The 12,771-nt window shown below is 58.4% G+C and carries 14 protein-coding genes; 10 read left to right on the forward strand and 4 right to left on the reverse strand.

The window, feature by feature from the left end; translation table 11 throughout:
* Positions 1 to 226: 226 nt before the first annotated feature.
* The 3 genes from ACYZT1_RS11710 (at position 227) to ACYZT1_RS11720 (ending at position 4,895) form a co-directional block, all read left to right on the forward strand.
* Positions 227 to 2,722, forward strand: a complete 2,496-nt coding sequence (locus ACYZT1_RS11710) for a TonB-dependent siderophore receptor (RefSeq protein ID WP_462019052.1) — start codon at positions 227 to 229, stop codon at positions 2,720 to 2,722.
* A gap of 131 nt (positions 2,723 to 2,853) precedes the next feature.
* Positions 2,854 to 3,981: a GGDEF domain-containing protein gene (locus ACYZT1_RS11715; protein ID WP_462019053.1), complete on the forward strand. Its 1,128-nt coding sequence runs from the start codon at positions 2,854 to 2,856 to the stop codon at positions 3,979 to 3,981.
* Between the two features lie 203 nt (positions 3,982 to 4,184).
* Positions 4,185 to 4,895: a GNAT family N-acetyltransferase gene (locus tag ACYZT1_RS11720; protein ID WP_462019054.1), complete on the forward strand. Its 711-nt coding sequence runs from the start codon at positions 4,185 to 4,187 to the stop codon at positions 4,893 to 4,895.
* Positions 4,896 to 4,909: 14 nt separating this feature from the next.
* Here ACYZT1_RS11720 and ACYZT1_RS11725 read toward each other — a convergent pair whose 3' ends face one another.
* Positions 4,910 to 5,533, reverse strand: a complete 624-nt coding sequence (locus tag ACYZT1_RS11725) for a TetR/AcrR family transcriptional regulator (protein ID WP_462019055.1) — start codon at positions 5,531 to 5,533, stop codon at positions 4,910 to 4,912.
* 81 nt (positions 5,534 to 5,614) lie between these two features.
* On the opposite strand from ACYZT1_RS11725, the gene ACYZT1_RS11730 reads away from it, so the two are divergent.
* Positions 5,615 to 6,223 (forward strand): NAD(P)H-dependent oxidoreductase, encoded by a 609-nt coding sequence (locus ACYZT1_RS11730; protein WP_462019056.1) that lies wholly within the window; start codon positions 5,615 to 5,617, stop codon positions 6,221 to 6,223.
* 27 nt (positions 6,224 to 6,250) lie between these two features.
* On the opposite strand, the gene ACYZT1_RS11735 is transcribed toward ACYZT1_RS11730, so the two are convergent.
* Complete coding sequence (locus ACYZT1_RS11735) at positions 6,251 to 7,192, reverse strand: class I SAM-dependent methyltransferase (protein ID WP_462019057.1); 942 nt, start codon at positions 7,190 to 7,192, stop codon at positions 6,251 to 6,253.
* Positions 7,193 to 7,409: 217 nt separating this feature from the next.
* Here ACYZT1_RS11735 and ACYZT1_RS11740 point away from each other — a divergent pair, with 217 nt between their 5' ends.
* Together ACYZT1_RS11740 and ACYZT1_RS11745 are read left to right on the forward strand one after the other, a co-directional pair.
* Positions 7,410 to 7,853 (forward strand): response regulator, encoded by a 444-nt coding sequence (locus ACYZT1_RS11740; protein ID WP_462019058.1) that lies wholly within the window; start codon positions 7,410 to 7,412, stop codon positions 7,851 to 7,853.
* A 51-nt stretch (positions 7,854 to 7,904) separates the two neighbouring features.
* Positions 7,905 to 8,576: an HAD-IA family hydrolase gene (locus ACYZT1_RS11745; protein WP_462019059.1), complete on the forward strand. Its 672-nt coding sequence runs from the start codon at positions 7,905 to 7,907 to the stop codon at positions 8,574 to 8,576.
* 136 nt (positions 8,577 to 8,712) lie between these two features.
* Here ACYZT1_RS11745 and ACYZT1_RS11750 read toward each other — a convergent pair whose 3' ends face one another.
* A complete protein-coding gene (locus ACYZT1_RS11750; RefSeq protein ID WP_462019060.1) occupies positions 8,713 to 9,009 on the reverse strand; it encodes a DUF2388 domain-containing protein in 297 nt (98 codons plus the stop codon).
* Between the two features lie 261 nt (positions 9,010 to 9,270).
* Between ACYZT1_RS11750 and ACYZT1_RS11755 the strand changes: the two genes are divergently transcribed.
* A complete protein-coding gene (locus ACYZT1_RS11755; protein ID WP_462019061.1) occupies positions 9,271 to 9,867 on the forward strand; it encodes a DinB family protein in 597 nt (198 codons plus the stop codon).
* 174 nt (positions 9,868 to 10,041) lie between these two features.
* Positions 10,042 to 10,452 carry an SRPBCC family protein gene (locus tag ACYZT1_RS11760; protein WP_462019062.1) on the forward strand — a complete coding sequence of 137 codons (411 nt, stop codon included), beginning with the start codon at positions 10,042 to 10,044 and terminating at the stop codon, positions 10,450 to 10,452.
* 151 nt (positions 10,453 to 10,603) lie between these two features.
* Here the strand turns inward: ACYZT1_RS11760 and ACYZT1_RS11765 are convergent, their stop codons facing one another.
* On the reverse strand, positions 10,604 to 10,798 hold the full coding sequence (locus ACYZT1_RS11765) for a hypothetical protein (protein WP_462019063.1): 195 nt from the start codon (positions 10,796 to 10,798) through the stop codon (positions 10,604 to 10,606).
* 24 nt (positions 10,799 to 10,822) lie between these two features.
* Between ACYZT1_RS11765 and ACYZT1_RS11770 the strand changes: the two genes are divergently transcribed.
* Together ACYZT1_RS11770 and ACYZT1_RS11775 are read left to right on the forward strand one after the other, a co-directional pair.
* A complete protein-coding gene (locus tag ACYZT1_RS11770) occupies positions 10,823 to 11,752 on the forward strand; it encodes a hypothetical protein (RefSeq protein WP_462019064.1) in 930 nt (309 codons plus the stop codon).
* A gap of 474 nt (positions 11,753 to 12,226) precedes the next feature.
* The gene (locus tag ACYZT1_RS11775; RefSeq protein ID WP_007907888.1) at positions 12,227 to 12,631 is read left to right on the forward strand and encodes a TraR/DksA family transcriptional regulator; all 405 of its coding nucleotides are present in this window, start codon (positions 12,227 to 12,229) and stop codon (positions 12,629 to 12,631) included.
* Positions 12,632 to 12,771 lie beyond the last annotated feature (140 nt).

Consider the following 12,771-nt stretch of genomic DNA (forward strand, 5'->3'; position numbering starts at 1 on the left):
GTTGGGGTGTGATAGGGAGAATCTTTCGTCCGCCACCATCGCGAGCAAGCTTGGCCCCCACTGATTCCTGTGGCCTGACACCTCGCTATCACGAGCTGGCTCATCCCCGCATATCCGATCCAGGTGCCGTCAACAATAAAACTAATGCGAATCGCTAACATTCATTGTCTTTTTTCCGGACATGGCCGTCATGGTTAGTAATGTCTTCCCTTTCGCAGGATTTCCCATGTCACGCTTTGCTCGTCCGTTGCATCCCCTGGCGCTGTCGGTGGCGATGGCTTTTGTCGCGGTGCCGCTGTCTGCGGCGCAGTCGTCATCGGTGGAGGCATCTGCCAGTGCGGTGCGCAGTTTTTCGATTCCGGCCGGGGATCTGAGTCGCGCGCTCAACAGTCTGGCCGAGCAGGCGGGGCTGGCCTTGGCGTTTGATCCGGGGTTGACCCGGGGCAAAACCAGCGCCGGGCTGAACGGTCAATTCGCCACGGGGCACGCCCTCGCGCAATTGCTGCAGGGCAGCGGGTTGAGTGCCATCGCGCTGTCGTCCACGCGCTATCGCCTCGAGCCGATGGCCGAGGCCGTCGAAGGCACTCTGGAATTGCAAGCCACCAACATCAACGGCGGGTACCAGAGCGAAAGTCCGACCGGCCCGGTTGCCGGTTACGTGGCCACGCGCTCACTGTCCGCAACCAAAACCGACACGCCGCTCAACGAAACACCGCAGTCGATTTCCGTGGTCACCAAAGACCAGATGCGAGCCCAGGGCGCAGAAAGCCTCAACCAGATTTTGCGCTACACCGCCGCCGTGGTTCCGGAAACTCGCGGCTCGACCGCGTCGCGCCTCGACCAGATGACCATCCGCGGCTTCTCCCCGGCGGTGTACCTCGACGGCCTGCGCATGCCCGGCAGCCGTGACGCCTCGCCACAAAAAGACGCCTTCGACCTCGAACGCGTCGACATTCTTCGCGGGCCGTCGTCGGTCCTGTACGGCCAGGCCAGCCCGAGCGGGGTGGTCAACATGGTCAGCAAGCGTCCGCTGGACACGCCGTTCCATGAGATTGGCGTCGAGTACGGCACCTTCGACAAAAAGCGCACCACGTTCGACCTCAGCGGACCGATCGACGAACAAGGCATCTATTCCTACCGCCTCGCCGGCCTGTATGACGAAGCCGATGGCCAGCTCGAACACACCGAAACCCAGCGCCAGTCGATCTCTTCCGCCTTTACCTGGCGGCCAGACGCCGATACGTCGCTGACCTTGCTCGGGCATTTCCAGAAAGACCCGAAAGCGGCTTCGTACGGTTCGACGCCCGCGTGGGGCTCGGTGCTGGACAGCCCGCTCGGGCGCGATATCGATGTCGATTTCTACGACGGCGAGAAGGATTTCGAGAAGAGTGACCGCGAGTATTTCTCCCTCGGTTACCTGTTCGAGCATCACCTCAACGACGTCTGGACCCTGCGCCAGAACGCCCGATACCTGCGCAGCGAAGGTGACTACCGCAGCCTCTATAACAGCTACCTGCTTGCCGATTACCGCACCTCGAGACGCTCGACCATCGCCGCCGACGTCAACCTCGAGTCTTACACGCTGGATAACCAGGCGCAGGCCAAATTCGACACCGGTCCGTTGCAGCACACCTTGCTGTTCGGTGGCGATTATCAGAACACCAGCACCGACACGAAATCGGGTTTCGGTGTTGGGCCGACGCTGGATGTCTTCGAGCCGGTCTACGGCCTGCCAGTCGCCACGCCGGCTTTTCAAAGCGATGGCACACAACGCAATCAGCAAAAAGGCCTGTACCTGCAAGACCAGATCAAGTGGGACAAGTGGGTGTTGCTGATGGGTGGACGCTACGACTGGGCCGACAATAACAACAGCACCGTGAATCTGCGCACCAACGTCAAAAGCAAGTCCTCGCTGGACAGCGAAGCGTTCACCGGGCGCGTCGGTGTGGTGTACCTGTTCGATAACGGCCTGTCGCCGTACGTGAGCTACTCGGAATCGTTCGAGCCGCAATCGGGCACCGGTTTCGGCGGCTCGGTCTTCAAACCCACCGAAGGCAAACAGTACGAGATCGGCATCAAGTACCAGCCGCCGGGCAGCAACAGTTTTATTACGGCGTCGATCTTCGACCTGCGCCAGAGCAACGTGCCGACGCTTGATCCGGATCCAACCCATATCTGCGGTGCCGGCCGTTGCCAGGAACAGTCCGGCGAAGTGCGTTCCCGTGGCTTCGAACTGGAAGGCAAGGCCAGCCTCAACGACAACCTCGACATCACGGCGGCGTACGCCTATCTGGACAATCGCATCACCCAATCCAACAGTACGGTCAGCTACGCGCCGATCAGCGACATCGCGGTGGGCCCGGCCGTTTCCGCCGAGGGCACGACCACCTACGGCGTGCCCCGGCACACGGCTTCGGTCTGGGCGGATTACACGTTCCACGACGGCGTCGCCAAAGGCTTCGGCGTCGGCGGCGGCGCGCGCTACGTAGGCTCGTCCTGGGGCGATACCGCCAACACATTGAAAGTGCCGGGCTACACGCTGTTCGATGCGTCGGTGCATTACGACATCCCAGGCATCAACAGCCTCAAGGACAACCTTCGCCTGGCGGTGAACGCGAGCAACCTCGCCAACAAAGAATACGTAGCGTCCTGCTTTTCGTATTCGTGGTGCTGGTATGGCGCGCAGCGCACGGTTCAGGCGAGCGCAACTTATCAGTGGTAAATGCGAACCACGTCACGCGCCGCCGGCCGGAGCCTCTGACGCGGTAGTGTGAAGCGCTTGTCCCTGTCGCCATCGTTCGCGGCGACTGCCACAATAGTGGTTTGTCGCAGCGGCTCGATCAGGCGGATCAAATGAGTGACCAGGGATTTCGGTACGACCAGGAAATGGTTATCGCACAGCAGGTGCGCAGCGACCGGTTGCATCAGCTTTTCCATCAATCATTTTCCGCGGTGTTTGGCAGTTTTCTCGCTGCGGTGATGCTGTGCTGGCTGTGTTGGGACCGCTTCGATCATCGCGTGATAACGTGGTGGCTGGCGATTCTGACGGGATCGGCGTTGTTGCGACTGCTGATGTTCGCGTTGTATTTCCAACGCGACGCCGGCGCACTGGAGCCGCAACGCTGGGAACGTGCCTATTGGATCACGCTGGTCCTGTCCGCCGGCATCTGGGGGGCCGGTGCGCTGGCACTGATGCCGCCGAACGATTTGTTGGCTCAGGCGCTGGTAATGCTGTTTACCGTTGGCATGTCGGTCAGCGCGGTGTCGCGTTACTCGGCGTATCGGTACATGACGCTGGTGTCGATCGGGCTGGTGCTGTTTCCGTGTACGTTCTGGCTGTTGTTCCAGCCGTCCTCCATTCAATTTGGCATGGCCATCGCTGTCCTGGTGTTCACATCGTTTGTGGCCAGCGCGACACGCAAGATGTCCGACGCGTTGGAAACCGCCTTTCGTTTGACCCGCGAAATGGAACTCGCCCATCGCTTGTCCCTGCACGCCGCGCAGACCGACGAACTCACTGGCCTGAAAAATCGTCGAGCATTTTTCGCCGAGGCGTACATGCTGTTCAACCATTGCAAAATCAATCGGGTCCCGTTGTGCGCGGTGATGCTGGACATGGACCACTTCAAGCAGATCAACGATTCCTACGGGCATCAGGCCGGCGATCAGGTGCTGCGGCAGATGGGCGTGCTGGTTGGCCAGTGTTTTCGCGAGAGCGACATCACCGGGCGAATGGGCGGCGAGGAATTTGCGGTGCTGCTGCCGGACACCTCCATCGATCTGGCCACGGCCATTGCCGAGCAATTGACCCGTTCAATTTCGGGCTTGATGACCGGGCCGGTTCACCGCATTACCGCCAGCCTGGGCGTGGCGGCGATGGAGGTGAATGACATTGACTTGCACAGCTTGCTGAACAACGCGGACAGGGCGCTGTATCGGGCGAAAGCGCGCGGGCGCAATCAGGTGGCGGTGGCGGAGTGAGGGTGAGTTGAGGTGTCTGTGTTGACCCCATCGCGAGCAAGCTCGCGCCCACACCGGATTCAGCTGGCGTTTACTTTCAGGCGAGCCGTCGTTGCGCGTTATGATAGGCGCGTCGTATCTGCGCGATTGTTACGCAGGCTTCGCCAGCGGCTACAGGGATCAGCGTAGCCTTGCAAATTGTCGATAGCGTTTCAGAGAGTCTCATGCCCCGGATTACCCACTACAAAACGCCGTGCCCCGAGCCCGTTAATAGCCAGATTCTGCAGCTGGTGGTCGATAACCTGACCGACATCAGCAGGGTCGCGATCCCGCCGAGCAACCTGCTGTACAACGTCTACCAGTATGCGATCGGGTTCGAAGTGCATCTGTACCTCGAAGCGTTGAACGCCGCGAAAGGGATTGCGGTGGAGTTGCTGGTGGCGACGGATGACGACGACCCGCAGAAGGTCCTCGGTTTCCTTCTGTACTTGCCGATGCAGGGCGATCCCGATGCGTGCGGCGTGGCGTATATGGCGGTGCAGACGGGTTATCGGCAACAGGGTATTGCCCGGCGGATGCTGCGCGAAATGGTTGGCCGTTATCCGCATGCGGAGCTGACGTGCCCGGTCGCGAAGGTGCCGTATTTTGAAGCGATGGGTTTTCAGGTGACGGGTGCGCGCGGGACACAAGTGCTGATGAATACGCGCGATCATGCCAGCGACGGGTTGATGGGGATGCTGGATGTGGCGCCGATCTACAGCTCGCTGGAGGTCCGGCAGATCCACACCTATCTGCTACAGAAGCACGGCAAAAGGGCCATGCTCGACGCGGAAAAACAGCGCGACCGCCATCTGGATCAGATGACGCATCGAGCGAATGAATTCGTGCGGCAACGGCTTGGTGACAGGATCAGCCAAGCCGAAAAGCTCCTGTAGGAGCAAGCTTGCTCCTACACAGCGATATTTACGCTCCTCCCAACCATCCCCACAATGATTGCAAACAACTCATCCTGCGCCTGCGCAGCGCTGATTTCTCCATTCGCTGCCGCGTTGGATAACGCTTCCGCCGCGCCGAGCATGGCGCGCAGACCGGCAGGACGGATATCGCCCGATCCTGCAAACGGGGCGAGCACGTTGCGGCACTTGGTGAGGAAAATCGCTTCGTACTCGCGCTTGATTTTCTCCAGCTCCGGCGAACCCGCCAGCGCGGCGATCACCCCGGAAATCTCATTACCTTGCAGCAGTACACACTCGACATAGCACGAAGCGATCAGCCCTGCGGTACTGGTCAATGTTGGTTCGCAGCGTTCAAGCGCCTGGTCCATCAGTACCGTCTGGCGGGCGTCGAAGTCTTGATACAGGGCCGCCAGCAAGCCGGGGCGCGTGTTGAAGTGATCGTAGACCACCGGTTTGGTGATGCCGGCCTGCTCGGCAAGGCGGCCCAATGTAAGCGCGTCGGTGCCTTCATCGCGGACGAGTTGCCAGGCGACGTCGAGCAATTGGCGCTGACGATCCTCACGGGAAAGACGCCGTCGAGGTGTCGCTGGCGGTGAAGTCGGTTCAGGGGTTGACATGTTTATGTACCAAAAGTAACTTAGTTCAACTTACTAAAAGTATATAGCTCTCGGCTCACGCGCTCAATCAGGAGTTTCGGCATGCACACGCTGATCGTTGTCGCTCATCATGATTCCCGCTCGCTCACCCACAGTCTGGCAGCGCAAATCGCTAAAGGTCTGTCACAGGGCGATCCAGACGCCACGGTGGAGATCGCCGATCTCTCGGCGCAAGGGTTCGATCCAAGGTTCAGCGCGGCGGACCTGGCGGTGCATCACCAAGAGGCGCCAGCGCCGGCTGATGTGCGCGCCGAGCAAGCGCGGATCGATCGCGCTGATCAATTGGTGCTGGTTTTTCCGGTCTATTGGTGGTCGATGCCGGCGCTGCTCAAGGGTTGGATCGACCGTGTATTTGCCAACGGCTGGGCGTTCGATTTCAGCGCCGATGCAAAGCTCGAGAAGAAGCTGCGGCATTTGCACGTGCACTTGATCGGCGTCGGCGGTGCGGATGCCGGCACCTATGCCCGACATGGCTATGCCGACGCCATGAAAACGCAAATTGATCACGGGATCTTCGACTACTGCGGTGCGCAGGTGGTGACGTCCGAGTTGCTGCTGGAATCTGAAACCCAGGACCCGGCGATTCATCTGCAGGCCGCACTTGCTTTTGGCCAAGCGCTCAGTGGGGACCCGGTGTTGCAGCTGCGTTGAACCCGGTCAGCGACAAACAGCCAGGGTTCAATCGCCCAGCTTGAACACCAGCGCCTTCAACCCGCACGCCACATCCGCATCGGGAAATTCCGGCGGATTCTCCAGCCGCTGCTCAAAACGCAACCCCGGCGCTTCTCGCATCACGCCTTCGATGAGGAAGTCGGCGCCCAGTGCCGGGTCGTTCATGCAGGCCAGCACCGTGCCTTGCGGGCTGAGCAACTCGGGCAACCGGCGCAACACCCGCTGGTAGTCCTTGGTCAGCAGGAAACTGCCTTTCTGAAAGGAAGGCGGATCGATGATGACCAAGTCGTAGGGCCCCTTGCCGATCACCTTGCCCCATGACTTGAACAGGTCGTGACCCAGGAAAGTCACCTTGCTCAGGTCATGGCCGTTGAGGCGATGATTGTCGCGGCCGCGGCTTAGCGCCGGGCTCGACATGTCCAGATTGACCACATGCCCGGCGCCACCCTCAATGGCCGCCACCGAAAATCCGCAGGTGTAGGCGAACAGATTCAACACCCGTTTGCCCTGCGCGTTGGCGCGCACCCAGTTGCGACCGTAACGCATATCGAGGAACAGCCCGGTGTTTTGTTTTTTGCCCAGATCGACGCGATAACGCAGACCGTCTTCGGTGATGGTCATCTCATCGATCGCATCCCCAACCAGCCATTCGGTGGTGCTTTGCAGCAAGTAGCGATGTTGCAACGCCAGGGTATGCGCGCCGGATTGTTGCCATTGGACTGAAGAACAGACCTGCATCAACAGTTGCTTCAACGCGTCCAGTTGCGTCGCTTCCGGCTCTTTGAACAGCGACACCAGCACCACGTCTTGCAGCCAGTCCACCGTCAATTGTTCCAGCCCCGGCCAGCAACGGCCACGACCGTGGAAGAGGCGGCGGGTTTCATTCGGGGCGGCGGCCAATGCCTTCAACAAATGATCGTGGAGGGTGCGGAGGGCGTCAGAGTTCATCGAGTGGCGTCGGCAATTCAGAGGGGCCGGCATTTTACCCGGAATTGCGTCGGTGTGACGCCGCAAAGCGCTGGAACCCAATGAACATCGCTAACAACATCATTTTTTATCAGTTGCTTGTATCAAAAATGAATTTCCGCAGAGCGCGCCGCTCATACCTCATAAGCAGCGGATTTGAGCCCGCAACATTATTTGAGTATTCAGGGAGTGTCAGCGTATGTGTCCAGTATCCAAAGCGGGCGAGAATCTACCTGACGGTTTGATTCTTGTGGTTGAAGATGATCCGTTGATTCTGGAGTTTCTCGTGGAAATTCTTCAGGACGAAGGCTTCGCGGTTGAATCCAGGGTCAGTGCCGACGAGGCATGCGTCTACCTGGAAGAGCATGCCGACAAGGTTCATTTGTTGCTCACCGATATCACGATGCCCGGAGAAAAGAATGGAGCGGATCTCGCTAACCACTTCGGCGACCGCTGGCCGGACAAGCCGATCATGATCATGTCGGGCTATGAAACCCCGGAAACTTCCGGTGTACGGCACGACGTCAAGTTCATCAAAAAGCCGTGGGCGATGGGGCAGTTGCTGGATACCGTAGAAGCGGCGTTCAAGTCGAAAACGGGCGGTAGAAAAATGTCGAGTGGCGCAGTTACCGTGCCTCGCTGATGCTACATTACCGGGCACGTTTGGCCGACTCTCGCGAAAGGAAGTTTGTTCTTGTCAGCGAATGCATCCGTTTTTAACACGCCGTATCGCGCGTTCCTGTTTGATATGGACGGCACGCTGCTCAACTCGATTGCCGCCGCCGAGCGGATCTGGAACACTTGGGCCTTGCGCCATGGTGTAGATGTCGAGTCTTTCCTGCCGACCATCCACGGTGCCCGGGCCATCGACACGGTTACGCGTCTGGGTTTACCCGGTGTGGATGCCGAAGCAGAAGCTGCCTGGGTCACGGAAGCGGAAATCGATGACGTTGAGGGCATCGTCGAGATAGTCAGTGCGGTAACGTTTCTTCAGTCACTGCCCCCTGGCGGCTGGGCTATCGTAACTTCCGCGCCCAAGCCGCTGGCGCTGCGCCGTATGGCCGTTGCAGGTATTGCGCGGCCTTCAGTGATGATCACGGCTGAAGACGTCAGTGTCGGAAAACCTGATCCTGCCGGTTACAGACTCGCTGCCCAACGACTCGGGGTTAAAATAACCGACTGCCTGATTTTCGAAGATGCCCCCGTCGGCATTCGGGCGGCCGAAGCCTCGGGTGCAGATCTCGTCATTATTACCTCGACCCATTCATACCCGCTCGAAACAGCGCATACGACGTTGGTCAACTATGCATCAGTCAGAGCAGTGACTGATCCCGACGGGTTTTTACATCTCACCACCAACCGTTAGGGTTTGACTGCGGGAGCAAAGCTTGCTCGCGCAAGCGGTGGTTCGATAAGCACCCGTCCAACCGGTCACAAAAAACCGGCTGATCGAGCACCTCGAAACAGCCGGCGGTTGCTTTGGATGTGCTGCCGTAAAGGGTTTACTGCGCGAGAATCGCCTGAGCCAGCTCTTCATCGCTCGCTGTCAATCCAGGATTTTTCTGACGAATATCCTGCATTACCGACTCCAGATAAACACCACGAATCGTGCCGCCGCTGGCAACAAAACTGGAGGCATCATCCCGGGCAGGAATCATCAACTTGTCGTCTTTGAACGTCGAGTACAGGGAAGCAGAAACACCCGCCGAGGTAGCAACATCTTTTGCGTCCACATCGGCCAAAGCCGAACCAGCGGGCAAGCACAACACAAGCGAAGAGATGAGTAACGAACGGCGCATGATGGTGTTCTCCGACAGCATGAAGTGTAAGGGATGTATTACATAGTTTAGGATCGATTTCGCAGGCCGGTAGTTCCGGGCGGCAAAAATAATCAATTCTGCCTGCTACGCCTCATCTTGAAAAACGCTGGCGATACTCGCGCGGCGAAACCTTGACCCTGCACTTCATGGAAGTGAGCCGACCGATGATCAGCGTCTGCGCGGCTATGTGTCATGCGGGCTATGCTTGCCAGTGCGCCCATCTGCCATGGGAGAACTGCAATGATCAATGTACGCACTGCCCGCATGCTGACTGACTACAAACGCTGGGCCGACCGACGCCTGTTTGACAGCCTGACGGCCCTGCCGCCCGGTGAGCTCAACAAGGCGCGCGTCTCGGTGTTCAAGAACATGATCGGAACCCTTAATCACATCTACGTGGTGGACTGCATCTGGCAGGCCCATCTTGAAGGTCGCGGCCACGGTTTTAAAACGTCCCACGATCTGCTTCACCCGGATTTAATGGAACTGCAACTGGCGCAAAAGGACATCGATAACTGGTACTGCAGATGGTCGGCGCGGCAGACGGATGCATCGCTGGACACGCCCGTCGAATTTGCCTTCGTTTCCGGCGAGAGCGGCACCATGAGCGCCGGCGCAATGCTCATGCACGTGGTCAACCACGCCAGCTATCACCGCGGTTGGGTGATCCAGATGTACTTTGAAATTCCGGCCATGCCGCCGGTGACCGACTTGCCGGTGTACTTGCGCGAAGCCGATCCGGGTGCTTTTCGCTCGCTCAGTCGACCGGCAACAGAGCCGAAATGTGTTGGCAGATTCGCGAGCGCAACCAACGTTCTGCCGGATCGTTATCGTTGAAGACGTTTCCCTGGCAACCCCCGTTGGGCCAAGATTGTGAATTCGGCTCCGTCGGCGCTTTCCAGTCCCGGCGCGACCAGAGCCGCGCTGTAAACGATTCGCCAGTCGTGGTAGACAGCATGGCAATCTGAAGTTTGGTTCATCTATCAAAAGCATTGAGAGAGTAAAAATTTTATGGCGACTGCATCAGCGACTATCGATATCCCGGTTTCGGCCGAAGAGGTGTGGCGATTGATCGGCGGGTTCAACTCGCTGCCGGACTGGCTGCCGTTCATTGCCCAGAGTGAACTGAGCGAAGGCGGGCGAGTGCGCAGCCTGCGCACGGCGGATGGCGCCGAAGTGGTGGAACGTCTGCGGACCTTTGATGACGCGGCTAAAACGTACAGCTATTCGATAGTGCAGGCACCGTTTCCGGCTACCGATTATCTGGCGACCATTCTCGTTGAAACCCAGGGCAAGGGCGCTCGCGTGACCTGGTCCGGTCGGTTCGCACCGCAAGGTGTGAGCGAAGAGGAAGTGGTGGCGTTGTTCCGCGGGATTTATCAGGGCGGGCTTGAGGCACTTCGAGCCAATTACTCGGCCTGATAAACATTACCACCTGGAGCCGAGCTTGCTCGCGAAAGCGGTAGTCAGTGAGCAGATATCCCTGACCCACCGCCATCGCGAGCAAGCTCGCTCCCACAGGCAGGCGGAAAACCTGCTCGCCTTTCTCGGCCAGCGGCAGGTAAAAATCGTGCTATTGCTGCCGAAAAAATTCATCTAACAGATCCCCTTTTTCAATGCATAAAACCCGTTGCAAACGCCCGGTTCTTGCAAATTGCACGGGCAACAGAAATTCCAAATATATAACCATTTGATAAATAACAATTAATTTGGCGCTCATCATTGGCACGCTGACTGCAACGACCCATTCAACAACTTGTAACAGCATCTTTCCTGCCTGGAGCGACAAACAATGATTAGATCCTCGGATGGTTTCTATCCTGCCGCAGAAGAATCGAACGCCAGGTCCGGCGTTTCCTGGGGCGCGATTTTCGCAGGGGCCGCAGCTGCGGCGGCGTTATCGTTGATCCTGGTGTTGCTCGGCTTCGGCCTGGGCTTCTCGGCAGTCTCCCCATGGGCAAACGAAGGCGTCAGCGCCAAAGGCCTGGGCATTTCAACCATTATCTGGCTGGCGTTTACCCAAATCGTCGCATCGGGGCTGGGTGGTTATATCGCCGGCCGCCTGCGTGTGAAATGGGCCAACATGCACGGTGATGAAGTTTATTTCCGCGACACCGCTCATGGTTTCCTCGCGTGGTGTGTTGCAACGCTGGTGACCGCCACGCTGGTGGTCGGTTCGGTGAGCAGCATCGTCAGCGGGGGCGTGCAAGCCGGTGCCAGCGCCGTGGGTAGCGCTGCGAGTGCAGCTACTCAAGCGGCGGGTACTGCCGCAAGCAACACCGACAGTGACCAGTACGGTTATTTTATCGACAGCCTGTTCCGCGATGATCGCCCGGTTGCTGTCAGCGATGACGCCGCCCGCAGCACCGTTACCCGCATCTTTGGCCGCAGCCTGAGCGACGGCCAACTGTCTGCCGAAGATCGTACCTATCTGGCGCAACTGGTTGCTCAACGGACCAACCTGAGTCAGGCCGATGCTGAACGTCGTGTCGATGAAGTGTATGCACGCACCCAGAAAGCAATCGCCGACGCCAAGCAGGCTGCCAAGGAAGCCGCTGACACCGCCGCTAAAGTTGCTGCCATGACTGCATTGTGGATGTTCGTTGCACTGCTGATCGGCGCGTTCTTCGCCAGTTTTGCTGCAACCTTTGGTGGTCGCCGTCGGGATGCCGTGGAGTACCTCGAGACCGATACCTACGTGACCCCAACCCAAGTTCGTTAATAAGGAGAACTCCCATGCGCTCATTACTGCTGCTGTTCCTTGGCATCCCGATCCCGATCATCATTCTGATTGCGTTGCTGACGTAATATTTGCGAGGCTCATGCCTCTGCCGCTTCCGCCCTGGGTGGAAGCGGCTTTTTTTGGTTGTTCGGCTCATGCATCGGCCATAACCGTCGATATCCCCTACACGTCGAGCCGTTTGTCTTCTATATACAGCCGCTCGATTGAATTTCTTGCTATAAACGCACTCCGATAACCATCGCCAAGGTTGCCATAGAGCACTTTCCGGGCTTTGTCGGCCACATTCGCTGTCTTTTCAGTTGCTGAGGTCTCAAGTCGGCCTTAGACTGCCGCCCCTCGTAAATTGAGTGCCGGGTGGCGCTTGGAATAGACGGCGCCTTTCCGCTGGCCAGACCCGGTCTGCCGGATCGCTCCCTAATTCGCCTTAATGCACGTTTTTTTATAGAGATATCAATGACAAAGGACAAGTTGCTGGCCATGCCGGCGGATGATTACATGAATGCCGAGCAACATGCTTTTTTCTCCGAGCTGCTGCAGAACATGAAAGTCGAAACCCATGAGCGCATCGAGCAGAATCGCATCGCCATCGAGAGCCTGGACACCCCGGCCGATCCGGCTGACGCTGCTTCTGTCGAAGAAGAGCGCACCTGGCTGGTGAACGCGATCGATCGCGATCAGCGCATGCTGCCTCAGTTGGAACAAGCACTCGAGCGCATCAAGGAAGACAGCTTCGGCTGGTGCGACGACAGCGGCGAGGCGATTGGCCTCAAGCGTTTGCTGATCAGCCCGACCACCAAATACTGCATCGAAGCTCAAGAGCGTCACGAACAGATCGACAAGCACCAGCGTCAGGCCTGATCTCGTAACGCCCCGCATCGCGGACAAGCCTCACGCTTTAACGAGCAAGGCATGCCCGCGATGCTTTTTTTCGTCTGCCGAAAAGTGCTGAGTGTTTTAGTTGATCTGCTGCAAAGCCCGACTAACGGACCATGGATAAT

The sequence above is a fragment of the Pseudomonas sp. PB3P13 genome, from assembly GCF_054897735.1.

What these genes read in the sequence shown, in the direction of transcription:
- ACYZT1_RS11730 (WP_462019056.1), top strand. Translation starts at nt 5,615, where the DNA reads ATGCACACGCTGATCGTTGTCGCTCATCATGATTCCCGCTCGCTCACC.
- ACYZT1_RS11765 (WP_462019063.1), bottom strand. Translation starts at nt 10,798, where the DNA reads ATGCTGTTACAAGTTGTTGAATGGGTCGTTGCAGTCAGCGTGCCAATG.
- ACYZT1_RS11735 (WP_462019057.1), bottom strand. Translation starts at nt 7,192, where the DNA reads ATGAACTCTGACGCCCTCCGCACCCTCCACGATCATTTGTTGAAGGCA.
- ACYZT1_RS11720 (WP_462019054.1), top strand. Translation starts at nt 4,185, where the DNA reads ATGCCCCGGATTACCCACTACAAAACGCCGTGCCCCGAGCCCGTTAAT.
- ACYZT1_RS11760 (WP_462019062.1), top strand. Translation starts at nt 10,042, where the DNA reads ATGGCGACTGCATCAGCGACTATCGATATCCCGGTTTCGGCCGAAGAG.
- ACYZT1_RS11775 (WP_007907888.1), top strand. Translation starts at nt 12,227, where the DNA reads ATGACAAAGGACAAGTTGCTGGCCATGCCGGCGGATGATTACATGAAT.
- ACYZT1_RS11740 (WP_462019058.1), top strand. Translation starts at nt 7,410, where the DNA reads ATGTGTCCAGTATCCAAAGCGGGCGAGAATCTACCTGACGGTTTGATT.
- ACYZT1_RS11725 (WP_462019055.1), bottom strand. Translation starts at nt 5,533, where the DNA reads ATGTCAACCCCTGAACCGACTTCACCGCCAGCGACACCTCGACGGCGT.
- ACYZT1_RS11770 (WP_462019064.1), top strand. Translation starts at nt 10,823, where the DNA reads ATGATTAGATCCTCGGATGGTTTCTATCCTGCCGCAGAAGAATCGAAC.
- ACYZT1_RS11715 (WP_462019053.1), top strand. Translation starts at nt 2,854, where the DNA reads ATGAGTGACCAGGGATTTCGGTACGACCAGGAAATGGTTATCGCACAG.
- ACYZT1_RS11755 (WP_462019061.1), top strand. Translation starts at nt 9,271, where the DNA reads ATGATCAATGTACGCACTGCCCGCATGCTGACTGACTACAAACGCTGG.
- ACYZT1_RS11710 (WP_462019052.1), top strand. Translation starts at nt 227, where the DNA reads ATGTCACGCTTTGCTCGTCCGTTGCATCCCCTGGCGCTGTCGGTGGCG.
- ACYZT1_RS11750 (WP_462019060.1), bottom strand. Translation starts at nt 9,009, where the DNA reads ATGCGCCGTTCGTTACTCATCTCTTCGCTTGTGTTGTGCTTGCCCGCT.